Origin of the sequence: Streptomyces mesophilus (genome assembly GCF_011044995.1) — a bacterium.
GTDB lineage: Bacteria > Actinomycetota > Actinomycetes > Streptomycetales > Streptomycetaceae > Streptomyces > Streptomyces mesophilus.
This window is the reverse complement of the sequence record NZ_JAAKZW010000006.1, coordinates 25,164-48,439: the sequence shown is the minus strand read 5'-3', so window position 1 is coordinate 48,439 and position 23,276 is coordinate 25,164. Positions and strand designations below refer to the sequence as shown.

22 protein-coding genes and 1 pseudogene are annotated in these 23,276 nt (G+C 69.9%); 9 read left to right on the top strand and 14 right to left on the bottom strand.

Translation table 11 applies throughout. The features are described from left to right. Nucleotides 1-2: 2 nt before the first annotated feature. A complete protein-coding gene (locus tag G6045_RS03890) occupies nucleotides 3-1,133 on the bottom strand; it encodes a CaiB/BaiF CoA transferase family protein (RefSeq protein ID WP_165330353.1) in 1,131 nt (376 codons plus the stop codon). Between the two features lie 155 nt (nucleotides 1,134-1,288). Further along, nucleotides 1,289-1,879 (bottom strand): TetR/AcrR family transcriptional regulator, encoded by a 591-nt coding sequence (locus tag G6045_RS03885; protein ID WP_165330352.1) that lies wholly within the window; start codon nucleotides 1,877-1,879, stop codon nucleotides 1,289-1,291. Nucleotides 1,880-1,944: 65 nt separating this feature from the next. Between G6045_RS03885 and G6045_RS03880 the strand changes: the two genes are divergently transcribed. Next, nucleotides 1,945-2,991 (top strand): DMT family transporter, encoded by a 1,047-nt coding sequence (locus tag G6045_RS03880; protein WP_206343229.1) that lies wholly within the window; start codon nucleotides 1,945-1,947, stop codon nucleotides 2,989-2,991. Here G6045_RS03880 and G6045_RS41175 read toward each other — a convergent pair. Continuing rightward, nucleotides 2,894-3,193, bottom strand: a pseudogene (locus tag G6045_RS41175) (MmcQ/YjbR family DNA-binding protein); the annotation flags it as partial. The gene G6045_RS03880 and the pseudogene G6045_RS41175 sit on opposite strands and share 98 nt — an antisense overlap. A 103-nt stretch (nucleotides 3,194-3,296) precedes the next feature. On the opposite strand from G6045_RS41175, the gene G6045_RS03870 reads away from it, so the two are divergent. Next, the gene (locus G6045_RS03870; RefSeq protein WP_165330350.1) at nucleotides 3,297-4,481 is read left to right on the top strand and encodes a saccharopine dehydrogenase family protein; all 1,185 of its coding nucleotides are present in this window, start codon (nucleotides 3,297-3,299) and stop codon (nucleotides 4,479-4,481) included. Between the two features lie 27 nt (nucleotides 4,482-4,508). Here G6045_RS03870 and G6045_RS03865 read toward each other — a convergent pair whose 3' ends face one another. The 7 genes from G6045_RS03865 to G6045_RS03835 are packed head-to-tail and all read right to left on the bottom strand — an operon-like array spanning nucleotide 4,509 to nucleotide 12,107. Further along, nucleotides 4,509-5,285, bottom strand: a complete 777-nt coding sequence (locus G6045_RS03865; protein ID WP_165330349.1) for a GNAT family N-acetyltransferase — start codon at nucleotides 5,283-5,285, stop codon at nucleotides 4,509-4,511. Between the two features lie 50 nt (nucleotides 5,286-5,335). Then, entirely contained in the window at nucleotides 5,336-6,055 is a 720-nt protein-coding gene (locus G6045_RS03860) for an endonuclease V (RefSeq protein ID WP_165330348.1), read from the bottom strand. A 53-nt stretch (nucleotides 6,056-6,108) separates the two neighbouring features. After that, entirely contained in the window at nucleotides 6,109-7,518 is a 1,410-nt protein-coding gene (locus tag G6045_RS03855; RefSeq protein WP_165330347.1) for a cellulose binding domain-containing protein, read from the bottom strand. 51 nt (nucleotides 7,519-7,569) lie between these two features. Continuing rightward, nucleotides 7,570-8,982, bottom strand: coding sequence for a beta-N-acetylhexosaminidase (locus tag G6045_RS03850; RefSeq protein ID WP_165330346.1), 1,413 nt, complete (start codon nucleotides 8,980-8,982; stop codon nucleotides 7,570-7,572). Between the two features lie 53 nt (nucleotides 8,983-9,035). Next, on the bottom strand, nucleotides 9,036-9,872 hold the full coding sequence (locus G6045_RS03845; protein WP_328707645.1) for a carbohydrate ABC transporter permease: 837 nt from the start codon (nucleotides 9,870-9,872) through the stop codon (nucleotides 9,036-9,038). Continuing rightward, the gene (locus G6045_RS03840; protein ID WP_165330345.1) at nucleotides 9,869-10,834 is read right to left on the bottom strand and encodes a carbohydrate ABC transporter permease; all 966 of its coding nucleotides are present in this window, start codon (nucleotides 10,832-10,834) and stop codon (nucleotides 9,869-9,871) included. Before G6045_RS03840 ends, G6045_RS03845 begins: the two co-directional genes overlap by 4 nt. A gap of 1 nt (nucleotide 10,835) precedes the next feature. After that, nucleotides 10,836-12,107 carry an extracellular solute-binding protein gene (locus tag G6045_RS03835; protein ID WP_165330344.1) on the bottom strand — a complete coding sequence of 424 codons (1,272 nt, stop codon included), beginning with the start codon at nucleotides 12,105-12,107 and terminating at the stop codon, nucleotides 10,836-10,838. A gap of 207 nt (nucleotides 12,108-12,314) precedes the next feature. On the opposite strand from G6045_RS03835, the gene G6045_RS03830 reads away from it, so the two are divergent. The 3 genes from G6045_RS03830 to G6045_RS03820 all read left to right on the top strand — a co-directional run bounded on the left by G6045_RS03830 (nucleotide 12,315) and on the right by G6045_RS03820 (nucleotide 14,161). Continuing rightward, on the top strand, nucleotides 12,315-13,139 hold the full coding sequence (locus G6045_RS03830) for a GntR family transcriptional regulator (RefSeq protein WP_165330343.1): 825 nt from the start codon (nucleotides 12,315-12,317) through the stop codon (nucleotides 13,137-13,139). Between the two features lie 156 nt (nucleotides 13,140-13,295). Then, nucleotides 13,296-13,487, top strand: a complete 192-nt coding sequence (locus tag G6045_RS03825; RefSeq protein WP_165330342.1) for a hypothetical protein — start codon at nucleotides 13,296-13,298, stop codon at nucleotides 13,485-13,487. A 77-nt stretch (nucleotides 13,488-13,564) separates the two neighbouring features. Next, on the top strand, nucleotides 13,565-14,161 hold the full coding sequence (locus tag G6045_RS03820; protein WP_165330341.1) for a DUF2867 domain-containing protein: 597 nt from the start codon (nucleotides 13,565-13,567) through the stop codon (nucleotides 14,159-14,161). Nucleotides 14,162-14,222: 61 nt separating this feature from the next. Here the strand turns inward: G6045_RS03820 and G6045_RS03815 are convergent, their stop codons facing one another. The 3 genes from G6045_RS03815 to G6045_RS03805 form a co-directional block, all read right to left on the bottom strand. Beyond that, the gene (locus tag G6045_RS03815) at nucleotides 14,223-15,017 is read right to left on the bottom strand and encodes an inositol monophosphatase family protein (protein ID WP_165330340.1); all 795 of its coding nucleotides are present in this window, start codon (nucleotides 15,015-15,017) and stop codon (nucleotides 14,223-14,225) included. An 81-nt stretch (nucleotides 15,018-15,098) separates the two neighbouring features. Beyond that, nucleotides 15,099-16,019, bottom strand: a complete 921-nt coding sequence (pucL, locus tag G6045_RS03810) for a factor-independent urate hydroxylase (RefSeq protein ID WP_165330339.1) — start codon at nucleotides 16,017-16,019, stop codon at nucleotides 15,099-15,101. 272 nt (nucleotides 16,020-16,291) lie between these two features. Further along, on the bottom strand, nucleotides 16,292-17,419 hold the full coding sequence (locus tag G6045_RS03805) for a WD40/YVTN/BNR-like repeat-containing protein (RefSeq protein WP_165330338.1): 1,128 nt from the start codon (nucleotides 17,417-17,419) through the stop codon (nucleotides 16,292-16,294). 344 nt (nucleotides 17,420-17,763) lie between these two features. Between G6045_RS03805 and ssgD the strand changes: the two genes are divergently transcribed. Beyond that, nucleotides 17,764-18,180, top strand: coding sequence for a spore wall synthesis regulator SsgD (ssgD, locus tag G6045_RS03800; RefSeq protein WP_165330337.1), 417 nt, complete (start codon nucleotides 17,764-17,766; stop codon nucleotides 18,178-18,180). A gap of 34 nt (nucleotides 18,181-18,214) precedes the next feature. Here the strand turns inward: ssgD and G6045_RS03795 are convergent, their stop codons facing one another. Then, nucleotides 18,215-19,042 (bottom strand): isocitrate lyase/PEP mutase family protein, encoded by an 828-nt coding sequence (locus G6045_RS03795; protein WP_165330336.1) that lies wholly within the window; start codon nucleotides 19,040-19,042, stop codon nucleotides 18,215-18,217. A gap of 403 nt (nucleotides 19,043-19,445) precedes the next feature. Between G6045_RS03795 and G6045_RS03790 the strand changes: the two genes are divergently transcribed. From G6045_RS03790 to G6045_RS03780, 3 genes are all read left to right on the top strand, one after another. Continuing rightward, entirely contained in the window at nucleotides 19,446-21,083 is a 1,638-nt protein-coding gene (locus G6045_RS03790; protein ID WP_165330335.1) for an ABC-F family ATP-binding cassette domain-containing protein, read from the top strand. 199 nt (nucleotides 21,084-21,282) lie between these two features. Further along, complete coding sequence (locus G6045_RS03785) at nucleotides 21,283-22,257, top strand: acyl-ACP desaturase (protein ID WP_165330334.1); 975 nt, start codon at nucleotides 21,283-21,285, stop codon at nucleotides 22,255-22,257. A gap of 121 nt (nucleotides 22,258-22,378) precedes the next feature. Beyond that, complete coding sequence (locus tag G6045_RS03780; protein WP_165330333.1) at nucleotides 22,379-23,233, top strand: hypothetical protein; 855 nt, start codon at nucleotides 22,379-22,381, stop codon at nucleotides 23,231-23,233. Nucleotides 23,234-23,276 lie beyond the last annotated feature (43 nt).

The window sequence follows — 23,276 nt, the reverse complement described above, 5'->3', positions numbered from 1 at the left end:
GGTCATGCCTGCTCCTTGTCGTCGGTGATGAGGCTCTGCACGTCCCAGTCCCTGGCCACGTCCTCGGTGTGCGCTCCGGGCAGCGCGGGACCCGTGCGTACGGTGCCGGGGGTCGCGGAGAAGCGCGGGGCGGGAGCGGGCTGGGTGATACCGGAGTGCTCCACGAAGGTGCCGCGCTCCTTGAGGTGCGGATGGTCCGGGGCCTCGCGCAGGGACAGGACCGGGGCCACACAGGCGTCCGAGTCCTGGAAGACGGCGGTCCACTCGTCCCTGGTGCGCGTCCTGAACTGCGCCTCGATCGCCGACCGCAGCTCGCCCCAGCGCGCGAGGTCCTTGCGCGCGGGCGCCTGGTCGGCGATCCCGAGGAGCGTCACGAACTCCTCGTAGAACTGCTGCTCCAGGGCGCCGACGGCCATGTAACCGCCGTCCGAGGTCTCGTAGTTGCCGTAGAACGGGCAGCCGCCGTCGAGCAGATTGGCGCCGCGCCGGTCCTGCCAGCCGCCGGCCGCCATCATGCCGTGGATCATCGCCGAGAGATGCGCGGTGCCGTCCACGATGGCGGCATCGACGACCTGGCCCTCGCCGGTGGAGCGGGCGTGCTGCAGTGCGGCGAGCACGCCGACGACGAGGTAGAGGGAGCCGCCCGCGTAGTCGCCGACGAGGTTCGCGGGGATGGCCGGGGGTTCGTCGGTCTTGCCGATCATGCCGAGGGCGCCGGTGATGGCGATGTACGCGATGTCGTGCCCGGCACGCTGGGCGAGCGGCCCCTGCTGTCCCCAGCCGGTCATCCGGCCGTACACCAGGCGGGGGTTACGGGCGTGGCACGGCTCGGGTCCGACGCCGAGGCGCTCGGCGACGCCGGGGCGGTAGCCCTCGATGAGGATGTCGGCACGTTCGACGAGGTCGAGGACCGTGGCCGGTCCGTTCTCGTCCTTGAGGTCCACGACGACGGACCGTTTGTTGCGGTTCGTCACGTCGTACGCGGGTTTGATGGCGAGCCCCGCGCCGCCCGGCCGGTCGATCCGTACGACGTCCGCACCGAGGTCGGCGAGGAGCATCGCGGCGAACGGACCGGGTCCGATCCCGGCGAGTTCGACGACCCGTACCCCTTCGAGTGGCCCGTTCCCTGCCATCTAACCCCCTGCGCCTGCTGGTGAGTTGTCGCGGGGATGCGGCCCGCTCGGACTGATCTGCCGGACTGATCCGACTGTGACACAACCGCTGTAACATCAGCGATGTTAGGAACGGGCCGCGGCGAAGACAAGGGTTTCCGAGCAAGCGCTTATTTTTACTCCCCCGCCGCCGCGAGGAGAGCACCGGCCTCGTCACGGGCGTGTGCGATGGGGTCCGCGAACACGTTCAACCCGTGGGCGACCAGCGCACCTTCGTGCAGCAGCATCAGCGTCCGCCCGAGCCGGTCCGCGCGGTCCGGGTCGATGTCCGCGCACAGGCCGGTGAAAAGGTCCAGCATCCACTGCTTCTGGCCGGTGATGATCGGGTACGCGGGATGGGCGGGATCGCTGATCTCCGCGTGTGCGTTGACCATGCTGCAGCCTTTGGGGGAGTTCTCCAGGGCCCAGGCGCGCGACGCGTCGAAGACGGTCAGGACGCGCTCGCGCGCCGGGCGTTCGGCGTCGAGACGCCCGGCGAGAAAGGTCCGCCAGCGCTCGTCGCGCTCGGCCAGATACTCCACGACGATCTGCTCCTTGGAGCCGAACCGGTCGTAGAGCGTCTTCTTCGTCACCCCGGCCTCGGCGGCGATCAGATCCACCCCGACGGCATGGATGCCGCGCGCATAAAAGAGCCGGCCGGCGGCTTCCAGAGCGCGCCGCGCGGCGGGGGTCAACGCGATCCGCCGGATCCCCTCAGCAGTACTCATACCCCCAATGTATACCGATCTGTATAGTGGAGGGAGTAAACCGATCTGTTTACTGGAGGTCGCCGATGAACATCCTGCTCTCGACCGCCTTCGTGTTCTGCTGGAGCTCCGGTTTCATCGGGGCCAAGCTCGGCGCGGGCGGGGCGTCCGCGGTCACCGTCCTGATGTGGCGGTTCCTGCCGCTCGCGCTCGTACTCCTGGTGGTCGTCACCCTGCGGGGAAACGGGTGGCGGGGCCTCACGGCCCGGCAGGTGGCCGGGCAGGCCGTGATCGGTGTGCTCTCGCAGAGCGGCTATCTGCTCACCGTCTACTACGCGATCCGACTCGGCGTCGCGAGCGGCACCACCGCACTGATCGACGGCGTCCAGCCGCTCGTCGCAGGGGCACTCGCCGGACCGCTGCTGCATCAGTACGTCTCACGCCGGCAGTGGCTCGGCCTCGGCCTGGGCATGGCGGGTGTCGCCCTGGTCACCCTGGCCGATGCCGCCGGCTCCGGGGTCGCCTGGTGGGCGTATCTGATCCCGCTCGTCGGCATGCTGTCGCTGGTGGCCGCCACCTTCCTGGAGAGCCGCACCCGCACACCGGTCGCGCCCACGATGTCCCTGACGATCCACTGCGTCACAAGTGCCGTCGTCTGCACGGCCCTCGCCGCGGCCCTGGGACAGGCGCGGCCGCCCGCCGATGCCGCCTTCTGGGGCGCGATCACCTGGCTCGTGGTCCTGTCGACCTTCGGGGGTTACGGGCTGTACTGGCTGCTGCTCCGGCGCTCCGGCGTCACCGAGGTCAATACGCTCATGTTCCTCATGGCTCCGGTCACGGCGGTCTGGGGAGCGCTGATGTTCGGCGAACCCTTCGGCCCCCAGACCGCTCTGGGTCTGACCGTCGCCCTCGCCGGAGTCGTCATCGTCCATCGCTCCGGTCGAGCTCGGCGACCCGCGTCTTCGGTGCGATCGTCCGGTAGCTCTCCTCCACCCAGTCGCACAGCAGCTCAGCCTGCGGGACATCGGGGCCCTCCAGTGGGATGCGCACCCAGCCCGACTTCCCCAGGCCGTAACCGGCCGGCTCCGCACCCGGAGCGGTCAGGGCGTGCGCATGGGCCTCCGGGTCCTTGAGCTTGACCGTCATGCCCATCGGATACGAGCCGTCCGAGACGCCCAGGAAGACGAAGACCTTCTTGTGCACCTTGGCGACGCTCTCGCCCCAGGGGAATTCCTCTTCGGCGCCGGGCAGTTCGAGGGCGAAGGCCCGGACCTTCTCCCAGCGGGCGAGCGCGGACCTGGCCGGCGGGCGCCCCGCGGGCAACGAATCGGCCATGACGTACCTCCCAGTCCTGGCCGGGCCCCTTGCACCGGCCTGCACGGTGCACGCTAGCCTCGGCCACCGACAACAGCGCGGGGGCAGGGCTGAAGGGTGAGCCATGAGTGAGCGGGACCAGCGCGACCACGACATCGTGCTGTACGGGGCGACCGGGTTCGTCGGGACACTGACCGCCGAGTATCTGGCCCGCCATGCGCCGGACGGGCTGCGCTGGGCGATCGCCGGACGCAGCACCCGCAAACTGGAGCGGCTGCGCGAGCGCCTCACCGAGCTCGATCCACGGGCCTCGAAGGTCGCCGTGATCGCGGTGGACTCCGGTGACCGCGCGGGTCTGCGCGAACTCGCCGCCTCCGCAAGGGTGGTGGCGACCACCGTCGGCCCCTATGTGCAGTACGGCCATGAGCTGGTCGGCGCCTGCGCCGACCTCGGCACCGACTATCTGGACCTGTCCGGCGAACCGGAGTTCGTGGACCTCACCTACGTACAGCACGAGGCGCGGGCCCGTGAGACGGGCGCGCGGCTTGTGCACGCGTGCGGATTCGACTCGGTGCCGCACGATCTCGGCGTCTACTACACGGTGCAGCAGCTGCCCGAGGACGTACCGCTGCGGATCGACGGTTTCGTACGGGCGTCGGCGATGTTCTCCGGCGGGACCTTCGCGTCCGCGCTCGGACAGTTCGCGCGTGGCCGGCAGATGGCCGCGGCAGCGCAGGAACGGCGCCGGCACCAGCCGCGCCTGGTGGGACGCCGGGCGTACGCGCCGGTGAGCGCACCGCGGTACGCGGCGGAAGTCGGGGCCTGGGCGCTCCCGTTGCCGACGATCGACGCGCAGGTCGTACAGCGCTCCGCCCGTGCGCTCGAGCGCTACGGACCGGATTTCCGCTACCGCCACTACGCGGCGGTCAAGACGCTGCCGTTCGCCTTCGGCGGTGTCGCGGCGATGGGCGGGCTGCTCGCGGCGGCTCAAGTGCCGCCGGTGCGCCGGTGGTTGTCGTCCAAGGTCTCGCCCGGTGAAGGCCCGAGCGAGGAGCGCCGTGCGCGCAGCTGGTTCTCGGTGCGCTTCGTCGGCGAGGGCGGCGGCCGCCGGGTCTATACGGAGGTGTCGGGCGGCGACCCCGGCTATGGCGAGACGGCGAAGATCTTCGCGGAGTCGGCCCTCGCCCTGGCCCTCGACGACCTGCCCCGGACGTCCGGCCAGGTCACACCGGCGGTCGCGATGGGCGACGCACTCCTGAAGCGGCTGCGGGAGGCGGGGATCGTGTTCCGGGTGGCGGCCGAACGCTGAGCCGACGGGCCGGCCGCCCACCGGGAGTTACGGCTTACGGATGTACGGAGTCGTCACGCTGAGCTGTTCGAAACCGAGCCGCTCCAGGATCGGGCGGCTGGTCGGCATGGCGTCGACCTGGAGGTATCTGATGCCGCGGGCGGCGGCGATGCGGGTGCGGTGGGCGACCAGGGCCCGGTAGATGCCGCGGCCGCGGAACTCGGCGACGGTGCCGCCGCCCCACAGGCCCGCGAAGTCCGCGTCGTCGCGCAACTCGATCCGGGCCGCGCTGACGGGCCGCTCCCCCGCCATCGCCAGGGTCATCACAAAACTGTCCGGCCGGTGCTCGAGGCGGTCGAGCATCTGCTGCTTCAGCCGGCTGCTGTCCGTACCGAAGGCCTGCTCATGCACCTGCGCGGCGAGCTCGATCCCCGCCTCGTCGGTGACGTCCACCAAGCGCAGCCCCTCGGACAGTTCGACCGTCGTCGACAGCGCGGCCACCTCGGCGATCATCAGGCTCTCGGGCTCCTCGGGCACGAACCCGGCCCGCACCAGCCGCTCCCCCAAGTCGGCCGGCCGGTCATGCGTGTAGGTCTTCCACTCGAATTCGACGCCGAGCGCGCCATAGTGGCGCACCTGTTCGGCGATCACGGCATCGGCGGTCGTCTCGTCGACGGCGGAGAACACGACTCCGTTCCAGTCCGTCGCTCCCCCGCTCTGGCGCACCACCGTGCCCGTGTCCTCGACGCGGGTGCCGGGGTGGTCCGCCGCCAGTCCGCGTCGCACTTGCCGGTCGAACAGCCGCAGCACTTCCTCATGGTCCATGGGCGCATTGCAGCATCTGCCGGAAGGCGGCACAAACGCTTATCGGTGCCCTACCCGGGGGCCAGGACCTGCGCCAACGCCCTGCGGCACAGCGCATCCGCACGCCGCGTCGTCTCCGGCAGCCGATAGCGGGGCGACAGCTCCAGGGTGTGCGCGCAGGCGTTGTCGAGCGAGACGCGGTGCCCGACGGACACGAATACGGGCTTGGTCCGGTCCTGGGTCCTGACGGCCCGCCCGACCTCCTCGCTCCCGTCCACGAGCGCGGCCACCGATCCCCGTACAGCGCCAGGCTCCTCGTACGAGAAGGTGAAGGGGTTCTTCGCGACGCCGAGGGTGGGCAGCCCGGTCAGCACGCCGAGGTGGGCGGCGAGGCCGAAGCGACGGGGATGCGCGAGCCCGTAGCCGTCGCAGACCACGAGCGCCGGCGGGGTCGCCAGCGCTTCGAGTGCGGCGAGCACGGCCGGGAGTTCGCGGAAGGCGAGCAGTCCGGGTACGTATGGGAAGGAGATGCGCCCGACGGCGGTGGTCTGCTCGGTCACTTCCAGCGTCGCGGCGTCCAGCACGACGGCTGCCGCGACGACCACATCACGCTCGTCGTCGTACGCGACGTCGACCCCGGCTACCAGCCCCCGTCCGGGCGGCGGTCCGTCCTCGTCGAGCACGACCCGCGCCCGCAGTTCGTCCTGCACGGCGCGCGCCCGCGCTTCGTTCGTGGGCCAGTCGGCGGGCACTGCGGCAGTGACAGGCACGGTGTCGGTGACGGGATCCATGGTGCGGTCGAGGGTACGCGAGCCGCGCGTACCCCCGACCGACCGGGGATCTGTCAGCTCACGTTGTCCGTGTGCGTCACCTTGTCCGTCCGGTACTTCGCCACCTGGGCCTCGACCTGGGCCGGGGTCAGGATCTGGTCCTTGGCGTAGTACACGTAGTCGACCTTCTCGTCGTACGCCCGGGGGGTGTTGGACGCGACGAGGCCGCCGGAGATGATCCAGTTGTTGAGGTTGATGGACATGGCGGTCTCGGGGAGATATGGCTCGCCGTGCGTGGCGAACAGCTGGCCGTCCACGTAGTACTTGATCGAGGTGTTGTCGACCGTGACCACGAGGTCGTGCCAGCCGGCGTAGCTCTGGCGGGACTCGGTGTGCGCGTTGACGGCCTGCCACGGCTCCGGGTTGTACGTCTCCCAGGACGTGGCGTACAGGATGTTGGCCGGCTCGCCCCAGCCGCCGTTCGGCAGGTACTCGAAGTCGAGTTCGCCGTAGTTCGGATCCATCGGGGCGTTCAGCGGGGTGATGGTGAAGAACGTCTGCACCATGTGGTCGCCGTCCGGTCCCGAGTTGGGCGCGTCGCTGAAGTACACGCGGGACGCGTAGGTGCCCTTGGTGAACTTCTGCTGGTGGTACAGCTCGGTCTGCCTGGTGCCGGCCGCCGTGCCGTCGGTGCTGGTGCGCAGCGTCATGACGCTGTTGCCCGACTCCTGGGCGAACGTGACCTGTTCGGGGGCCCAGGTCGCGCCGGGTACGCCGGGACCGCCCTGGCCGGACTTCACGGTCCAGCCGCGCTGGGCGATGCGCGGGTCGTTGTGGGCGGTGTAGTTGAGGTCGTCGAAGAGCGCGGGCTTCGTGGGGTCGGGGCCGCCCGGACCACCGGGATCGCCGGGGTCACCGGGGTCTCCCGGGTCGTTGCCCTCGGGAGCCGTGCCCCACAGGACGGTGCCGCCGCGCTGGACCGTGACCTTGCTCCAGTTCGCGTACGAGGTCTGGGAGGCGCCGAACGAGTAGTCGTCCTGCTGGTTGAGCGGCTGCCAGTCGGTGCGGTGGAAGCGCAGCTGCATGTCGCCGGTGTTCGCGCCGGCGGCCAGCGATCCTGCGCCCTGGGTGAAGCCGATCTCCAGGTAGCGGTCGGCGGTGGCGGTGGGCTTGGCGAGTGTGCCGAAGGTGCCGGTGATGTTGGCGCAGCCCTTCACCGCCCAGGAGCAGGCGAAGCGGTACGCGCTGGAGGCGGATTCGGCCTTGAAGTAGTAGCGGATGGTGAGACCGCTCAACTGGACGGCGGAAGAACCCGAGTTGGTGAGCTTCAGCCAGGGCTCGGCCTGGTCGCTGCCGGTCGAACCCGTGTGGTACTGGGCCGTGACCGTCTCGTCGGCGGCCGCCGCGCTGGGTGCGGCGAGTGCGCCCGCGGCGGCCAGGGTCAGGGCGGCGGCGACGGCCGTCGTCCGGAATCTTCTGTGCACGAGGTGTTCCTCCTCATGGTGGGGGTGTGCGGCCACCGGCAGGTGACCTGATCAATGCGTCCGGGTCGCCTGGAGTCGGCGCCGGAAATCGGGGAGGTCGCGGGGGCCCTCGCTCCAGGCGACCTCGGCGAGCGCGGCGATCCGCGGGAAGAGCAGGTAGTCGATCTCGGCGGGGGTCGCCGCGTGCTCGGTCCACAACTGGGCCTGGGTGCCCAGGACTTTGGCCCGCTCGGCGGGCTCCCACTCGGCGGGCGCGGGCTCGGCGCCGTACACGTCGTCGAGCGTGACGGGGTCGCCGGGCTGGCCGGGCGGCTCGTGCGGGGCGTCGGACTGCGGATAGTCGAGATACGTGGTCCGGTGCGGGGTCATCACCAGCTCGTGGCCGCGGCGTGCGGCGCCCTGGCCGTGGGCGGCGTCCCGCCAGGGCATCACCACGAACTCCGGTGGCAGCGCGGTCGCGTCGGGCTCCGCCCAGCTCACCGGCGTACGGCCGTTTTCGAGCAGGTAACGGCCGACCCGGGTGAGGAACCAGGCGTTCAGCTCCTTCGGGGAGAGTCCCGCCTCGGCGGCGACGGCGCGGGCGCGGGGGCTCTCCTCCCATTCGCCGGTGGGGCATTCGTCGCCGCCGAGATGGATGTACGGGCCCTCGAAGATGTCCATGACCTCGCCGAGCACCGTCTCCAGGAAGGTGAAGACCTCGTCGTGGACGCCGAGCACGTTCTCGCAGACGCCCCAGCGGTCCCAGACGGTCAGCCGGCGCTCCGGAACGTTGCCGAGTTCGGGGTACGCGGCGATCGCGGCCCGCGCATGGCCGGGCATCTCGATCTCCGGCATGACCCGGACCCCGCGCGCGGCCGCGTAGGTCACCAGGTCCCGCAGTTCCGCCTTGGTGTAGTGGCCGCCGTGCGGTGTGCTGTCGCCCCCGGTCTGGGCGCGCACCGAGCCGATCTCGGTGAGCAGCGGATAGGCGTCCACCGGCATCCGCCAGCCCTGGTCCTCGGTGAGGTGGAGATGCAGCACGTTCAGCTTGTACGCGGCGATGCGGTCGACGAAGTCGCGTACGTACGAGATCGGCAGGAAGTGGCGGCCGACGTCCAGCATCGCGCCCCGCCAGGGGAAGCGGGGGCTGTCGCTGATCTGGGCGCAGGGCAGGCGGTGGCCCCGTTCGATAAGGGCCGCGAGGGTGTGCACCCCGTTGACCAGGCCGGCGTCGGTACGGGCCCGCAACAGGACCGCGTCCCGGCCCACGGTCAGTCCGTATCCCTCGTCGCCGAGTCCGCTGAGTGCCGGGTCGATCGCGAGGACGAAGCTGCTGTCCGGCGCCGCTTGCAGCGGCAGTCCCGTACGAAGGCGCAGCAGGTCCGCCGCACGCTCCGCACCCGGCGCGAGGTGCAGGGTGGTCTGCGTGTCGAGGATGAAGTGCCCGCTCTGGCGCACGACTTGGCGGGGGCGCGGAATCAGCATGCAGGTCAGCCCTTCAGGTCGGCTTTGTGGGTCGGCCTTTGACGGAATCCGAGTCAGCCCTTGACGGAACCCGAGACGAAGCCGGTCGTGACTCGGCGTTGCAGCACGAGGAAGAGGATCAGCACCGGCAGCGCGAAGAGCGTGGAGGCGGCCATGGTGGCGCCCCAGTCGGTGCCGAAGGTGTTGGAGAACGAGGAGAGCCAGACGGGCAGGGTGCGGTCTTCCTGGTTCTTGACGATGAGCATGTTGGCGAAGGCGAACTCGTTCCAGGCGGTGATGAAGCCGAACAGCGAGGTCGCGAGCAGGCCGGGAGCGAGCAGCGGGAAGGTGACGCGGCGGAAGGCGCCGAGTCGGGTGCAGCCGTCGACCTGGGCCGCTTCCTCCAACTCCACGGGGACGGCGGCGAGGAAGCCGCGCAGCGTGATGATGGTGAACGGCAGCGTGAAGATGAAGTAGAGCAGCGTCAGCATCGCCAGGCGGTCGAGCAGATCCGTGTCGCGGGCGATGATGTAGACGGGGATGAGCATCGCCTCCCAGGGCGCCATCTGGGCGATGAACACCATGAGGACGAAGCCGCGTTTGCCGCGGAACCGCAGGCGGGCGACCGCGAAGGCCGCGCCCATCGCGATGAGCAGCGCGAGCAGCACCGCCGTGACGGTCACGAAGAGGCTGTTGCGCCAGAACGTGCCGAAGCCGTCCGCCGCCACGGCCGTACGGAAGTGTTCGAGGGTGAGGCTGGTCGGGACGAACACCGGGGTGTCGGCGTTGATGTCGCCGGAGGGTTTGAACGCGGTGGACGTCATCCAGTACACGGGGAAGATCGTGACGACGAAGACGGCCAGGGCGGCGAGGTTGAGGGGCAGTCGGCGCAGCTGGGCTCGCGGGTTCACAACTCCCCCTCCTGGCGGAACAGTTGGCGCAGATAGACGAAGAGGATCACCGCGAGCAGCAGGACGGTGATGGTCGAGGACGCGGCCTGCAGGTCGTAGTGCTGCTGGGAGACGGCCACCTGGTACGCGTAGACGGGCAGCGTCGTGGTGGCGTCATTGGGTCCGCCTTCGCTGATCACCCAGATCTGCGGGAAGCATTTGAAGACCCAGATCACTTCGAGACAGAGCACCAGGCCGAAGATGGGCCGCAGGATCGGCACGGTCAGGGAGCGGAACATCCGCCAGTCGGAGGCGCCGTCGAGGCGCGCGGACTCGTAAATCTCGGCGGGCACGGTGGTCAGCGCGGAGTAGATGGTGATCGCCGCGAACGGGACCGACTGCCAGACCACGAGGATGACCAGGATGCTGAAGGTGGCGGTGCCGTCCGCGAACCAGGAGTAGCCCTCGTACGATTCGAAACCCAGCTGGACGAGCACCCAGTTGACCACTCCGAGGCGCGAGGCGAACAGCCACTGGAAGATCGTGGTGGCCGCGAGGATCGGGGTGGCCCAGGCGAGGGCAAGCGCGCTCATGACGAGGATGCGCATCGTGCGGCCCAGGCGCTGGAGCATCAGGGCCACGAGGGTGGCGAGGGCGACGATCAGGACGACGTTCACGGTGGTCCAGATCAGGGTGCGCTGGACGACGTCCCAGAACTCCTGACCGGTGAGCAGCTCGCGGTAGTTGTCGAAGCCGACGAACTCGGCGCCGCCGCGGATGAGTTCGGCCAGGCCGAAGTTCTGGAACGACAGCTGGACGTTGCGCAGCAGCGGATAGACGAGCAGGAAGACCACGCCGAGCACGGTCGGCGCGATGAGCAGATACGGCCACAGGACTACGGACCTGCGGCGGCCGGGGGCAGCCGGCCGCCGCAGCTCCTGCCCCGGGGCGCGCACTTTGCGCGGCGCGGTGGACAGGGTCATCTCAGCCGCCGAGCGCCTTGCTGATGGACTCGGTGGCGGTGGCCCCCGCCTTCTTCGGATCGGCGCCGGTGAGGACCTGCGTCATGAACTCCTTGACCGGGTTGTTGGCCTCGACGGCCGCCCACTGCGGGGAGTTGGGCGTGGCGCGGCCGTTCGAGGCGCCCTGGGCCATGGCGGAGGCGCCCGGGTCGGCTTCGAGCACGCTCGCCAGTGCCTTCTTGTTCGGCACGTAACTCATCGTCGTGGCCAGCTTCTTCTGCCACTCGTCGCCCGAGAGAGCCTTGATGAAGGTGTACGCCGCCTCCTGGTCGGCGGAGGCCTCCGGGATGATCAGGTCGGAGCCGCCGGTGAACACGGCGCCGGGCTTGTCGGCGCTCTTGCCCGGAATCGGGAAGAAGCCGAGCTTGCCCTTGAGTTCGGGGTTCTCCTCCTCGATCAGCTTGGCCCCGCCGGGCACCGCGATCACCTGGGCGACATCGCCCTTGGCGACCACGCCGACCTGCGGCGGCTCGGCCTCGTCGGAGTCCTTCGGTCCCTTGCCGAGGGCCTGGAGCTCCTTGTAGAAGTCCATGCCGGCGAGCGCCTCGGGGGTGTCGAGGGCGCCCTTCCAGGTCTCGCCCTCCTGCACGGCGAGGTCGCCGCCCTCGTCCCAGATCATTCCGGCGAGGGTGTACCAGTTCTGCCCGGGCAGATAAATACCCTGCTGCTTACCGGTGTTGAGCTTCTTGGTCGCGGCCAGCCACTCCTCGCGGGTGGTGGGCGGCTGCTTGATGCCGGCCTTCTCGAAGAGGTCGGTGCGGTAGATGACGACACGGTTCGCCGCGTAGTACGGGATGCCGTACTGCTTGCCGTCGACCTTGCCCGGTTCGGCCAGGCCCGGGATCCAGTCGCCGCCGCCGAGCTCCCCGACCTTGTCGCTGAGGTCCTTCACGCCGCCGCTGGCCGCGTACTGGGCGACCTGGGTGTTGCCGACCTCGATCACGTCGGGGGCGTCGTTGGAGGCGAGAGCGGCGGTGATCTTCTGGCCGATCCCGTTCCACTCCTGGATCTGGATCTTGGCGTCGATGGTGGGGTTCTTGGCTTCGAAGTCCTTTTCGAAGTCCTTCTGGAAGGCCTCGGAGACACTGTCGCGCATCAGCCACACATCGATGGTGGTGCGCCCTCCGTCCCCCTTGCCCTTCTCGTTGCCCTTGTCGTCGCTGCCACCGCATGCGCTGAGCGAGGCGGCGACCGCGAGTGCGGCGGCGCCTGCGAGGAGACGTGCTGTCTTCATGACCCAGCCCTTTCAGACCCACACAGAGATGACCAATTGGAAAGGTGACCAGTTGCTGATGGAGCAAGGTGGCATGGACCAATGAAGCCGTCAAGAGGCCTGGACCAGTTGATAGTTGGCCAGGTGAACGTCCGATGACCGCCGACCTCGACGCGGTTGACCACCTCACCAGGCAAACCAACTGGTCACCTCTGGTAAGGTCCGCCCATGGACGGTGAATCCTCAGGAGTGCTGAAGCGGGATCGTGTACGGGAGTTCCTGCTCGAACTCGTCGAGTCCCGGCGCCCGGGCGACGCGATCCCCTCCGAGCGCACCCTGTGCGGCCGGCTCGGTGTCTCCCGGCCGACGCTGCGGGCCGCGGTGGACGAACTCGTCGCCACGGGTGTCCTGGTGCGTGAGCACGGGCGCGGGATGTTCGTCGCACCGGAGAAGATCACGCAGGAGATGGTCTCGGACGACCACTCCCTCGCCCTCCCCCAGGCCGCCGGCACCTGGACGAGCCGGCTGCTCGAATTCACCACGCTGCCCGCGGGTGCCCGCGTGGGCCGTCGGCTGCGCATCTCGCCCGCCGCCGAGATCACCTACGTGGCGCGGCTGCGCATCGTCGACGAGGCCCCCATGGCCATCGAGTACCTGCATATCCCGGCCAAGTTGGTGCCGGGTCTGACCGCCGAGGAGCTGGAGGGCGGCGACCTCTACGAGCATCTGCGCACCCAGCACGGGGTGCATGTGCGCGACGCGACGCAGTCCATCGAGCCGACGGTCACCAGCGAGGCCGAGTCCCGCCTCCTGGACGTACCGGTCCTGTCCCCCGCGTTCCTCTTCGAGCGCCTGACGACGGACACGTCGGGCCGCAACGTCGAGTACGTCCACTCCGTCTACCGCGGCGACCGCTACCGCATCGTCTCCCGCCTCACCCTGGGCGCGGCCTCCACCACCGACGCCCACCACCCGGGAATGCCACCGGACGCGGCGGGGTTCGGGGCGGCGGTGCGGTCGATGACGCGGGGGGATGTGCACGGGGTGGACTGAGGGTTGTCCTCGCCTGCGGAAACTTTGGACCGTATGGGGCATCGACCCGCGGTTCGGGCGTATCGTCCAACACGCAGACATAGCCGTCGCTGGTGGACTGGGTCCGCAGGCGCGCCGACGGGTACAGGTTGCCCGTCCGGGTGGACACTTCGCAGTGTGGAGTCCCTGGCCGCGACAGGCAACGCGCCCGTTCCGGGGCAGGTGGACGCCGCGGGCAACGACGACGGCTCCGTCTGCGCGCACCCCCTGCCCGACGCGACGTGCATCTACTTCATCGTCACGCTCGACCTTCCCCGTTGCCCCGTCGAGACGTTCTATCTGTTCCGGGACAATCGTCTTGCGCGCTGAGTGCGCTCAGTACTCTCCCTGTGGCCTACGCCAGCAGCCGCTGTCTGATGAGCCACCGTATAGACAGGGGTTTGCTCATGCGACTTCCCCGAACCGCCCACACAGCTCGGCCCTGGCGCATCCATGAGATCGCCGGCGACTTCACCGTCGAGGACGTCTGGGCGCTGCCCACGCCCGGCGGACCCGACGACTTCGTGTGGCTGGTGCGCCAGATCGCGGACGGCATGCAGGACGGAGTGAAGGGCGAAGGCCTGGTCTCCCGCACGCTCTTCGCCATCCGCTGGAAGCTCGGTGCGCTGCTCGGCCTCGACAAGCCCGCCACCGGCGTCGACCACCGGGTGTCTTCCCTGCGCGACCGGCTGCCGGCGGACCTTCGCGAGGGCGCGCACGGGCCCGGACTCGGCGCGTCCCCGTTCACCTCCCTGTATCTGCAAGGCGACGAGTGGGCGGCCGAGTTGGGCAACAAGACCGTGCATGCCGTGATGCACATCGGCTGGGTCCCGGACGGGTCCGGTGGCCACCGCGGGCAGATGGCCGTCCTGGTGAAGCCGAACGGGCGGCTCGGCACGCTCTACATGGCGGCGATCAAGCCGTTCCGCTACGTCGGGGTGTACCCGGCACTGATGCGCTCCATCGGCCGCGAGTGGCAGGCGAACGCCGCCGCGCGTACCTGAACCGTCCTACGCGGCTGAACCGCGGGACGCAGCTGAACCGCGGGCCCTGATGAACGCCCGGTCAGCCGGCGATGAGCTCCATCAGCCGGGCATGGGTGGCCGCGTCGGCCGCCGCCACAAGTCCCCGGCCCCCGGCCCCGATCGGGCCGCCGTCCACTCCCGTGACCACACACCCGGCGGCCCGGCACAGGGCGATCCCGGCCGCGAAGTGCACGCTGGCGGACAAGTCGCCGCCATCGGTGACGTAGGCGGTGCGCTTGCCCGCCGCGACCCACGCCAGCGCGAGCGAGGAGGAGACGACCCGCGGGCGGAAGTCCTCGATGAATCCCTGCCGGGCAAGCAGTTCGACCGCCCGGAACGAGGGCGCGCCCGGGAACGGCGGGTCGAGGTTGACGTCGACCAGACAGGTCGCGGGCGTCGGGGCGAGCGCGGTGTCCACGCCGTCTGCGGACGAGACCCAGGCACGCTGCCCGTCGGTGGCGAACACCTCGCCGCTGAACGGATCGGCCACGGCGGCCGCCCGGTCGGGCAGCGCGACATTGACGGCCACGACCATGTTCCCGACCGCGTAGTTGAGCGTGCCGCACAACGGATCCACCAGCCACTCGCGCCCGGCGGACTCGGCGCCCTGTCGCCCGCCCTCCTCGCCGAGGACCGCGTCCTCGGGCCGGGCGGCGCGCAGTACGTCCAGGATCGCCTGCTCCGCCGCCACATCGGCGGCCGTGGCGAAGTCCCCGGCGCCCTTGTCGATCCGGGCCAGGTCCTGCCCGTACATGCCCCTTACGACAGCCGCTCCGGCGCGCGCGGCCGCTATGGCGACCCCGGAATCGTCAATCCCCGCCCATGAGTTGATCATCCCCGCACTCTAAAGGGCCCCGCTCCAAAGGGCTCCCGCGATCCGCCCCCCGGCGGACCACAGGAGCCCAAGCGCGAGGTGTTACGCCACGATCCAGTCGCTGGTCGCGATCACCGGCTGGACGCCGTCGCGGTGGATCGTGCCTTCGATGAGGCCGTACATCCGGTCCGCCGCGTAGTACACCTCATTGTCGTTCTTGAGGCCGAACGGCTCCAGATCGACAAGGAAGTGGTGCTTGTTGGGGAGGTTGAGGCGGACCTCGTTGACCCTCGGGCAGTGGTCGAGGACCCGCTCGGCCATCTGGTTCAGGGTCTGCTGCAGCGAGTAGCTGTACGTCTCGGCGAACGCGTCGAGCAGGTGCGAGCGGACCTTCGCGTACGAGCGGTCCCAGTCGAACTCCCCGTCGGACGCGGCCGCCGCCGAGTACGCCCAGCGCGAGGTGACCTTGGTGGCCAGGATGCGGTCGTACGCCTCCCGCAGGGTCGTGTACTTGTCCTTGATGAAGCCGTGGAACTCCGAGTTGGTGGAGTTCATGACGGTCAGGTCCTTCAGGCCGGAGATCACCTGGAGCTGACCGGTGTGCTCGCTGAAGGTGATCTGCGAGGTGCGGGTCTCCTGCCCCTTGCGCACGAAGGAGTGCTGCTCCTTGCGCGTGGGCACGGAGATCCGCTCCCAGGCGTACTCCTCGATCCGGATCTGCGCCTCGTGGATGGGCGCCTGCGAGGTCACGAAGTGCTTGGCGAGCAGGATGCCGAAGGCCTCCGGCGAGCTGATGCCGTGCTCCTTGGCGAAGGCGTAGACGGTGTTCTTCGTGGTGTCCGTCGGCAGGCAGTTGGCGTTGTCGCCGGTGAGGTGGACCTCGCGGAACTCACCGCGCAGGGCGACCGAGACGTTCAGGTCGCGGATCTCGTGCCAGGAGCCGTCGTTGCCCTTGCGGGTGACGTGGACGATGCGGTTCTCGGCCTTGCCGTACTGGTTCTGGGCGAGTACGTGCTTGGTCATCAGCCTGATCCTTCGGGTACGTGGATACGTCGATCCCGTACGCCCGGCGTCCAGCGCCTCGTCTCGCGGGCGCTCCCCGCCGTCCGGTCCGCGCGGTGCGGACCGCCCCGGGCCTGACGTGCATCCCGGTCCGTCGGTGCCTACGGATTGGAGCACGCCGGAGCGGCGGGTCGCAGGTGGCTGATCACCCAAGATGGGGGCGGTGGTCTCGTGCGGTCCGACAAGGCGTCCGCACTCAACCCCCGCCCCCGGTAAGGGCCTTGGACCGGCTCCTACGGTTCCAGGCGGGCGATCCGCCCCTTCTCGCCGGAGGCCCAGCAGCCGAAGTCCTCGGCGCAGTCCACGGTGTCGAAGGACCCGGTGTCGAACGCCTTCCAGGTGCGGCCGCCGTCGACGGTGACGTCCGTGCCCGTCGGGCCGACCGCGAGCGCCACCGACTTCGTGTGCGGCACCCACGTCACGCCGGAACGGTAGGCGGGGACCGGCGACGCGGAGGTCTCCCACGTGCGGCCGCCGTCCCTGCTGACCGCGGACGCCTTCGGGGAGGCATGGTCGGCCCGGTAGTCACCGCCGACGGCGATGCCTTGCGTACGGGAGCGGAAGGCGAGCGCGAACACGCCGCGGGCCGGATCGCCCGCCGGGATCGGCGTCTCGGCCGCAGTCCAGGTCAGCCCGCGGTCCTTCGAGTGCAGGACGCGCGCGGTCGCCCCGCCGCCGGTCGCCAGCCACACATCGGAGCGCCCGTGGCTGACCAGGCACTGCCCGCTCGCCGCGAACCCGGCCTCACCGGTCTGCGCCGGCGGCATGCCCTCGCTGGGCAGTACCCGCCAGCTGCGGCCGCCGTCGCTCGTGGACAGGATCCGGTACTTGCCGTCGACCGGATCGCTCATCGCGAGCCCGTTCTTCGAGTCGAAGAAGGTGATGCAGTCGTAGAAGGCCCTGGGCTCGTCGTTGCGGAAGGCCTCGGTCCAGGTCTTCCCGCCGTCCTCCGTACGCAAGACCCGCGACGCCTCCCCCTCACCGATGGCCAGGACCACGGCCCGCTTGCGGTCGAAGGCCTCGATGTCACGGAACTCGAGCTCTCCGGCGCCGGGCGGCGACACGTTCGCCCAGCTCGCCCCGCTGTCGGTGGTCCGCAGCACGGTCCCCTTGGAGCCGGCCACCCAGGCGGTGCTCCGGCTGACGGCGGCAAGACCGCGGAAGCGCACCTCGGCGCCGCTGGGCTTGAGCTTCCAGCCCAGGCCCTTCGTATACGTGGACGCGCCGCCGTTGCCCGCAGCCGCCCCGCCGCTGTCCGCCGCGGCCTGGGCGGGACCGGTGAGCACCGCCGCCACCGCCACGACACACGCCCCTGCGGCCACCGAGCGGCGCATGCGCCTCGACTTCCCCATAGCTGTCATGCGCGGCGAAGCTAGCCGACCGGGCGCGGGCCGTCCAGGGGGCGTGAACGCGTCAACCAGCACGGAAATGCCCGGCGTTGGACCGTGCGGGTGTGCGGACGCGGGTGTGCGACGTCAACTCCGCGGGTCCCCCGCGCGGCGGTCGCGCCCGCCCGCGTACGCCCCTAGCGTGACGCGAAGCCCCGAGCAGCTTCGGATGGGCACGCCCCGCCGCCCACGCACCCGACGCCGCTCGGCGGCGCGCGGTGACACACGTCACGGCACCGCGCGTGCACGGATTGAGGAATTCCGCCGTCTATTTCATTGCAGGCCCATCCAGCCAGCCGTCGTAAGGGAGCCAGGGGTTGTCCACCGTCATCGAGCAAGACGTCGAAGCTCGACTCGTCGCCGCCGCGCCGCGGATGCCCACGATTCCCGCGACGCTGTCCTACGACCGCAACGATCCCTTCGCCGTGCGCATGAGTTTCCCCGCGCCGGCCACGCTCGAGGGCGTGGACGTGGCCTGGGCGTTCGCACGCGAGCTGCTGATCTCGGGGATCGAGGGCCCGGCCGGTGAGGGCGACGTACGGGTGCGCCCGTACGGCTACGACCGCACCGTGCTCGAGTTCCACGCACCCGAGGGCACCGCCGTGATCCATGTCCGCACGGGCGAGCTGCGCCGCTTCCTCAAGCGCGCCACGGCCCTGGTCCCCGCCGGACGCGAACATCTGCATCTCGACGTGGACCAGAACCTGGCGGAGCTGCTCGGCGGGGCCTGCTGAGGCAAGGCCCCCCCCCGCGCGGTTTCCGGGGCGCTCAGCCGAACAGCTCGTTGAGCTCCCCGTACTCGATCGCGTCCGTCATCTGCGTGTACCCGCCGGTGGTCAGGACCTCCTTGGCGGCCCGCCGCACCAGGCCGTGCACGGCCTCCGCGATCCGCCCGCCGACGCTGATCCGCGCCACCCCGAGCCCCGCGAACTCGCTCACGCCGGGCGCCCCGGGGCCTGCCAGGACGTTCAGCGGCGCGTCGATCGCGTCGACCAGCTCCTTGACCGTGCCCAGGGCCACGACGCCGGGCACGAAGATCCCGTCGGCGCCCGCCTCCCGGTAGACCGCGGCCCGGCGTACCGTCTCCGCGAGCCGCCCCTCCTGCTCCCCCACCTGCCGCAGATACGTGTCGGTGCGCGCGTTGATGAACAGCGGCACCCCCGCCTCGTCCGCCGCCGCGCGGGCCGCGGCGATCCGCTCGGCCATCTCCTCGTCCGTGAGCAGCCCGGCGCCGACGGAGTCCTCGATGTTGATGCCGACCGCGCCGGCCTCGAGGATCGCGTGCACGGTGACGGCCACATCCTTGGGCAGCTCGCCGTAGCCGCGCTCGATGTCGGCGGTCACCGGCAGCTCGACCGCTCCGGCGATCTTCCGCACCGCCTCGACCGCGCGCTCGCGCTCCAGGTGATCGCCGTCCGCGGCTCCCAGCTCCCAGGAGATGCCCGAACTCGTGGTGGCGAGGGCGGTGGCCCCGGCCTCCTGGACGATACGGGCCGAGGGGATGTCCCAGACGTTGGCGAGGACCAGCGGCTGTCCAGGGGTGTGCAGGGCGTGCAGGGCGCGGGCCTTGGCGATGAGTGCTGCGGTGTTCGTCATGCCTCCACTCAATCAAGCGCGCGTCCGTCGGCGCTGGCGGAAATCCGACATCGAAGTGCGGGATTCGGACATCACAGTGGGGCGCAAAAGATCGGTTGACAGTCCGACGAGCACCGTTCTACGGTGTAAAAGCTTCTGTTGCCGCCGATTGGAGAAGGACGTTGCTCGTCTGAGGTCCTGAGACACCGACCGCGCCTGATGCAGTGCTCGTTCACTGTGCGCGTCGTGTGCGACCTCGGCATATGAGCCGTCCTCCTGCGGGACAGGGCTTTTTTTCTCTGCCCTGAGACGTTCCTGAATCCCTTCACGGAACGCCCCGCCGGGACCTTTCCTCTCTCCGAGCTGTTGCCCGCGGTGTCTCGTACGTCGCCATCACCCACCACGCGACCTCGAGAGGCAGCTCATGTCTACTTTCCCCACCTCTGTTTCCGCCACCGCGCTCGACTTCACCTGGCCCGACGGGACCGAGGTCTTCGCCGGTCTCCAGCTCGCCGTGGGTCCCGGCCGTACCGGCCTGATCGGCCTCAACGGGTCAGGGAAATCAACCCTGTTGAAGCTGATCGCCGGCGAGCTCACCCCGTCCGAGGGTGCAATCCGGATCACCGGCGAGGTCGGCTATCTGCCGCAGAACGTCACGCTCGACACCACGCTCAAGGTCGACGAGGCGCTCGGCATCGACCGCACCCGCGCCGCGCTGCACGCCATCGAGGCGGGCGACGCGAGCGAGGAGAACTTCACGGCGGTCGGCGACGACTGGGACGTCGAGGAGCGCGCCGTCGCGATGCTCGACCAGCTGGGTCTGGGCCACATCGGCCTCGACCGCGCCATCGGCGAGGTCTCGGGCGGCGAGTCCGTGCTGCTCAGACTGGCGGCGCTGCTGCTGCGGCGGCCCGACGTCCTGCTGCTCGACGAGCCGACGAACAACCTCGACCTGTACGCGCGACGCCGGCTGTACGCCGCCGTCGAGGGCTGGTCCGGAGTCATGATCGTGGTCAGCCACGACCGTGAACTCCTCGACCTGGTCGACCAGATCGCCGATCTGCGGTCGGGCGAAGTGGTCTGGTACGGGGGCAACTTCACCGCGTACGAGGAAGCGCTCGCCGTCGAGCAGGAGGCGGCCGAGCGCATGGTGCGCGTCGCCGAGGGCGATCTGAAGAAGCAGAAGCGCGAACTGACCGAAGCACACGTCAAGTTGGCGAAGCGGGTGCGCTACGGCAACAAGATGTTTGCGCAGAAGCGCGAACCGAAGATCATCATGAACGCCCGCAAGCGCGAGGCGCAGGTCTCCGCGGGCAAGCACCGCATGATGCACGAGGAGAAGCTGAAGGAGGCGAAGGAGCGTCTCGACGAAGCGGTCGAGGCCGTACGCGACGACGACGAGATCCGCGTCGATCTGCCGTTCACCGCGGTGCCGCCGGGGCGCGAGGTCCTGACCCTGCGGGATCTGGAGCTGGCGTACGGGGCCACGGCGGGCAGCTTCGATCTGCGCGGACCGGAGCGGATCGCCCTGATCGGGCGCAATGGAGCGGGCAAGACCACGCTGCTTCGCACGATCACCGGCGAGCTCGCCCCGGTCGCGGGCGAGGCGGTGCCGCACGTACCCCTGCGCTTCCTGCCGCAGCGACTCGACGTCCTGAACGACGCGTTGACGGTGGCGGAGAACGTGGCGAAGGCCGCGCCCGGCGCCACCAACAACCGGATCCGGGCGCGCCTCGCCCGCTTCCTGTTCAAGGGCGCACGGGCCGACCAGCTCGCGTCGACCCTCTCGGGCGGCGAACGGTTCCGTGCGGCGCTCGCGGCCCTGATGCTCGCCGAGCCCGCCCCGCAGCTCCTGATGCTGGACGAGCCGACGAACAATCTGGACATGGCGAGTGTGCGTCAGCTCACAGGCGCCCTCGACTCGTACGAGGGTGCGCTGATCGTGGCGAGTCACGATCTGCCGTTCCTGGAGTCGATCGGCATCACCCGATGGCTGCTGCTCGACGGCGAGTTGAGGGACACATCCTTGGAGGAGGTTCGGGAACTGATGGCCATGAACTGACGCGCCAGGGGTACGCGAGTGGTCGATCCACCACCACTCCCGTACCCCACGGGGCGGGACAAACCGGACGGCGAGGGCCCCTGATCAGGGATCTCCTTTATGCGGCGCTTAACCTACGGTCTCGTAACCTACGAGTCCGTAGGTACGGCGTTCCTTCGCCATGCCTGCGCGTCCCCTGCCCCAGTCCCCAGGAGCACCCGTGACCCTCACCTCGCCCCACCTCGGCAGTCCGACCGGCTGGACGGACGCCCGGTTGCTGTACGCGCTGGAAGAGGTTGTGGAAACAGAGCTCAACCGGCATCTCAAGGTCACCAAGGACTGGATGCCGCACGAGTACGTCCCCTGGTCCGACGGCCGCAACTTCCCCGGTTTCTTCGAGGACGGGGAGGCCTGGGACCCCAGCCAGTCCAAGGTCACCGAGATCGGCAAGATCGCCCTGGTCGTCAACCTCCTCACCGAGGACAACCTCCCCAGCTACCACCACGAGATCGCCTCCCTCTTCGGCCGCGACGGCGCCTGGGGCACCTGGGTGCACCGCTGGACCGCGGAGGAGGGCCGGCACGGCATCGTGATGCGCGACTATCTGCTCGCCTCGCGCGCGGTCGACCCGGACAAGCTCGAGCAGTTCCGCATGGTCCACATGTCCGAGGGCTTCGAGTCGGACAACCGGCACTCGATGCTGCACTCGGTCGCGTACGTGGCCTTCCAGGAGCTCGCGACCCGGATCTCGCACCGCAACACCGGCCACCAGTCCGGTGACCCGGTCTGCGACCGCATGCTCTCCCGTATCGCCACGGACGAGAACCTGCACATGGTCTTCTACCGCAACCTCCTGAAGGCGTCGTTCGAGCTCGCCCCGGACCTGACCATGCAGGCGGTCCGCGATGTCGTCGTCAACTTCCGGATGCCCGGCCACGGCATGCCCGGCTTCGAACGCATGGCGGCCCAGATGGCCATCGGCGAGATCTACAACATGCGCATCCACCACGACGACGTGCTCTCGCCGGTTCTGCGCCACCTCAAGGTCCTCCAGATCGACGGCCTCGGCCCCGAGGGCCTCAAGGCCCAGGAGGAGCTGGGGATGTTCATGGACGGCCTGGACTCGGAGGCGAGCAAGTTCGACGAGAAGCTCGCGGCCCGCAAGGCGCGGATCGCGGCGCGCGCCAACGCCTGAGCGATGGACAGTGGTTGAGGGGCGGGCCGTCACGGTCCGCCCCTTTCTGCCTTACCGGATCACGGGCGCCTCGCGAGAACTCGCTACTCAACGGCCCCTGGCCTGCGGCATCATGCGCCCCATGGCGTACACCACCGCGCGGGACCGCGCCGTCTCCTATCTCCTCTCGCTGGCCGACCCGGACGATGCCGGCCGGATCGAGCAGCGCATCGGCCTTGCCCCGCAGAACGCGGTCGAGCACCGCCTGGAGACGGAGGCCGTCCGGCGGACGTGGTCCGCGGCCCGGCAGCTGCCGGTCGCCGTCCTGCACTGGGTGATGCAGCAGGACGATCCCGAGCTCAATGTCCTTGTCTGCCGGCACCCTTCGGCCGACAACGCGATACGCCGCCAGATCCTGCGCGGTGTGCCGTGCGCGCCGGAGTCGAAGCGGTCCGTCCTGCCCGTCTCACCGCAGCTGAACCACGGCGTCGAGGAGGCCCGGCTGCCGGGGTGCTTCCACGAGTTGGGCCTCATCGGCACGCTGCGCGCGGCGCGCACAAGGGGCGCGGGCCGGTCGGCGGCGAGCATGGTCCTCGACCGGCACGACTGGGCCGCGGTGACGCAGGCGGACCTGGAACACGCGCTGCCCGGATACGCGCGCTGGGCCCTGGCCGTACGGCATGACTGCCCGCCCGAGCTGCGCCGGCAGTTCGGCACGCATGCCAAGTTCCACAACCGGGTGCGTGCGGCAGGGGCGTTCGACTCCCCGGAGCAGTTCGCCCTGGAGCACGCTCCGGCGGTGGATGTGCTGGCCGTGCTCTCCCTGGGCCACCGCCTCTTCCCGCAACGCCTCGCCGACGCTTCGGACGCGCTGCGTCCCCTCGTCCGCGAGAACCTGGCTGGCCATACGGAGGCGTGGGCGGTGCTCGCGCAGCTGGTGGAGGAGTTCCAGGGCGGTGTCGAGGAGTTGGTGATCACCGCCGGAGCCGTGGCCTGAGACCTGGATGAGGCCTGGAGGGGACCTGGAGGGGAGCGCCGAG

Excerpts from the sequence above, each read along its gene's own strand:
- G6045_RS03890 (WP_165330353.1), bottom strand. The coding sequence starts at position 1,133 with ATGGCAGGGAACGGGCCACTCGAAGGGGTACGGGTCGTCGAACTCGCC.
- G6045_RS03885 (WP_165330352.1), bottom strand. The coding sequence starts at position 1,879 with ATGAGTACTGCTGAGGGGATCCGGCGGATCGCGTTGACCCCCGCCGCG.
- G6045_RS03880 (WP_206343229.1), top strand. The coding sequence starts at position 1,945 with ATGAACATCCTGCTCTCGACCGCCTTCGTGTTCTGCTGGAGCTCCGGT.
- G6045_RS03870 (WP_165330350.1), top strand. The coding sequence starts at position 3,297 with ATGAGTGAGCGGGACCAGCGCGACCACGACATCGTGCTGTACGGGGCG.
- G6045_RS03865 (WP_165330349.1), bottom strand. The coding sequence starts at position 5,285 with ATGGACCATGAGGAAGTGCTGCGGCTGTTCGACCGGCAAGTGCGACGC.
- G6045_RS03860 (WP_165330348.1), bottom strand. The coding sequence starts at position 6,055 with ATGGATCCCGTCACCGACACCGTGCCTGTCACTGCCGCAGTGCCCGCC.
- G6045_RS03850 (WP_165330346.1), bottom strand. The coding sequence starts at position 8,982 with ATGCTGATTCCGCGCCCCCGCCAAGTCGTGCGCCAGAGCGGGCACTTC.
- G6045_RS03840 (WP_165330345.1), bottom strand. The coding sequence starts at position 10,834 with ATGACCCTGTCCACCGCGCCGCGCAAAGTGCGCGCCCCGGGGCAGGAG.
- G6045_RS03835 (WP_165330344.1), bottom strand. The coding sequence starts at position 12,107 with ATGAAGACAGCACGTCTCCTCGCAGGCGCCGCCGCACTCGCGGTCGCC.
- G6045_RS03830 (WP_165330343.1), top strand. The coding sequence starts at position 12,315 with ATGGACGGTGAATCCTCAGGAGTGCTGAAGCGGGATCGTGTACGGGAG.
- G6045_RS03820 (WP_165330341.1), top strand. The coding sequence starts at position 13,565 with ATGCGACTTCCCCGAACCGCCCACACAGCTCGGCCCTGGCGCATCCAT.
- G6045_RS03815 (WP_165330340.1), bottom strand. The coding sequence starts at position 15,017 with ATGATCAACTCATGGGCGGGGATTGACGATTCCGGGGTCGCCATAGCG.
- pucL (WP_165330339.1), bottom strand. The coding sequence starts at position 16,019 with ATGACCAAGCACGTACTCGCCCAGAACCAGTACGGCAAGGCCGAGAAC.
- G6045_RS03805 (WP_165330338.1), bottom strand. The coding sequence starts at position 17,419 with ATGACAGCTATGGGGAAGTCGAGGCGCATGCGCCGCTCGGTGGCCGCA.
- G6045_RS03795 (WP_165330336.1), bottom strand. The coding sequence starts at position 19,042 with ATGACGAACACCGCAGCACTCATCGCCAAGGCCCGCGCCCTGCACGCC.
- G6045_RS03790 (WP_165330335.1), top strand. The coding sequence starts at position 19,446 with ATGTCTACTTTCCCCACCTCTGTTTCCGCCACCGCGCTCGACTTCACC.
- G6045_RS03780 (WP_165330333.1), top strand. The coding sequence starts at position 22,379 with ATGGCGTACACCACCGCGCGGGACCGCGCCGTCTCCTATCTCCTCTCG.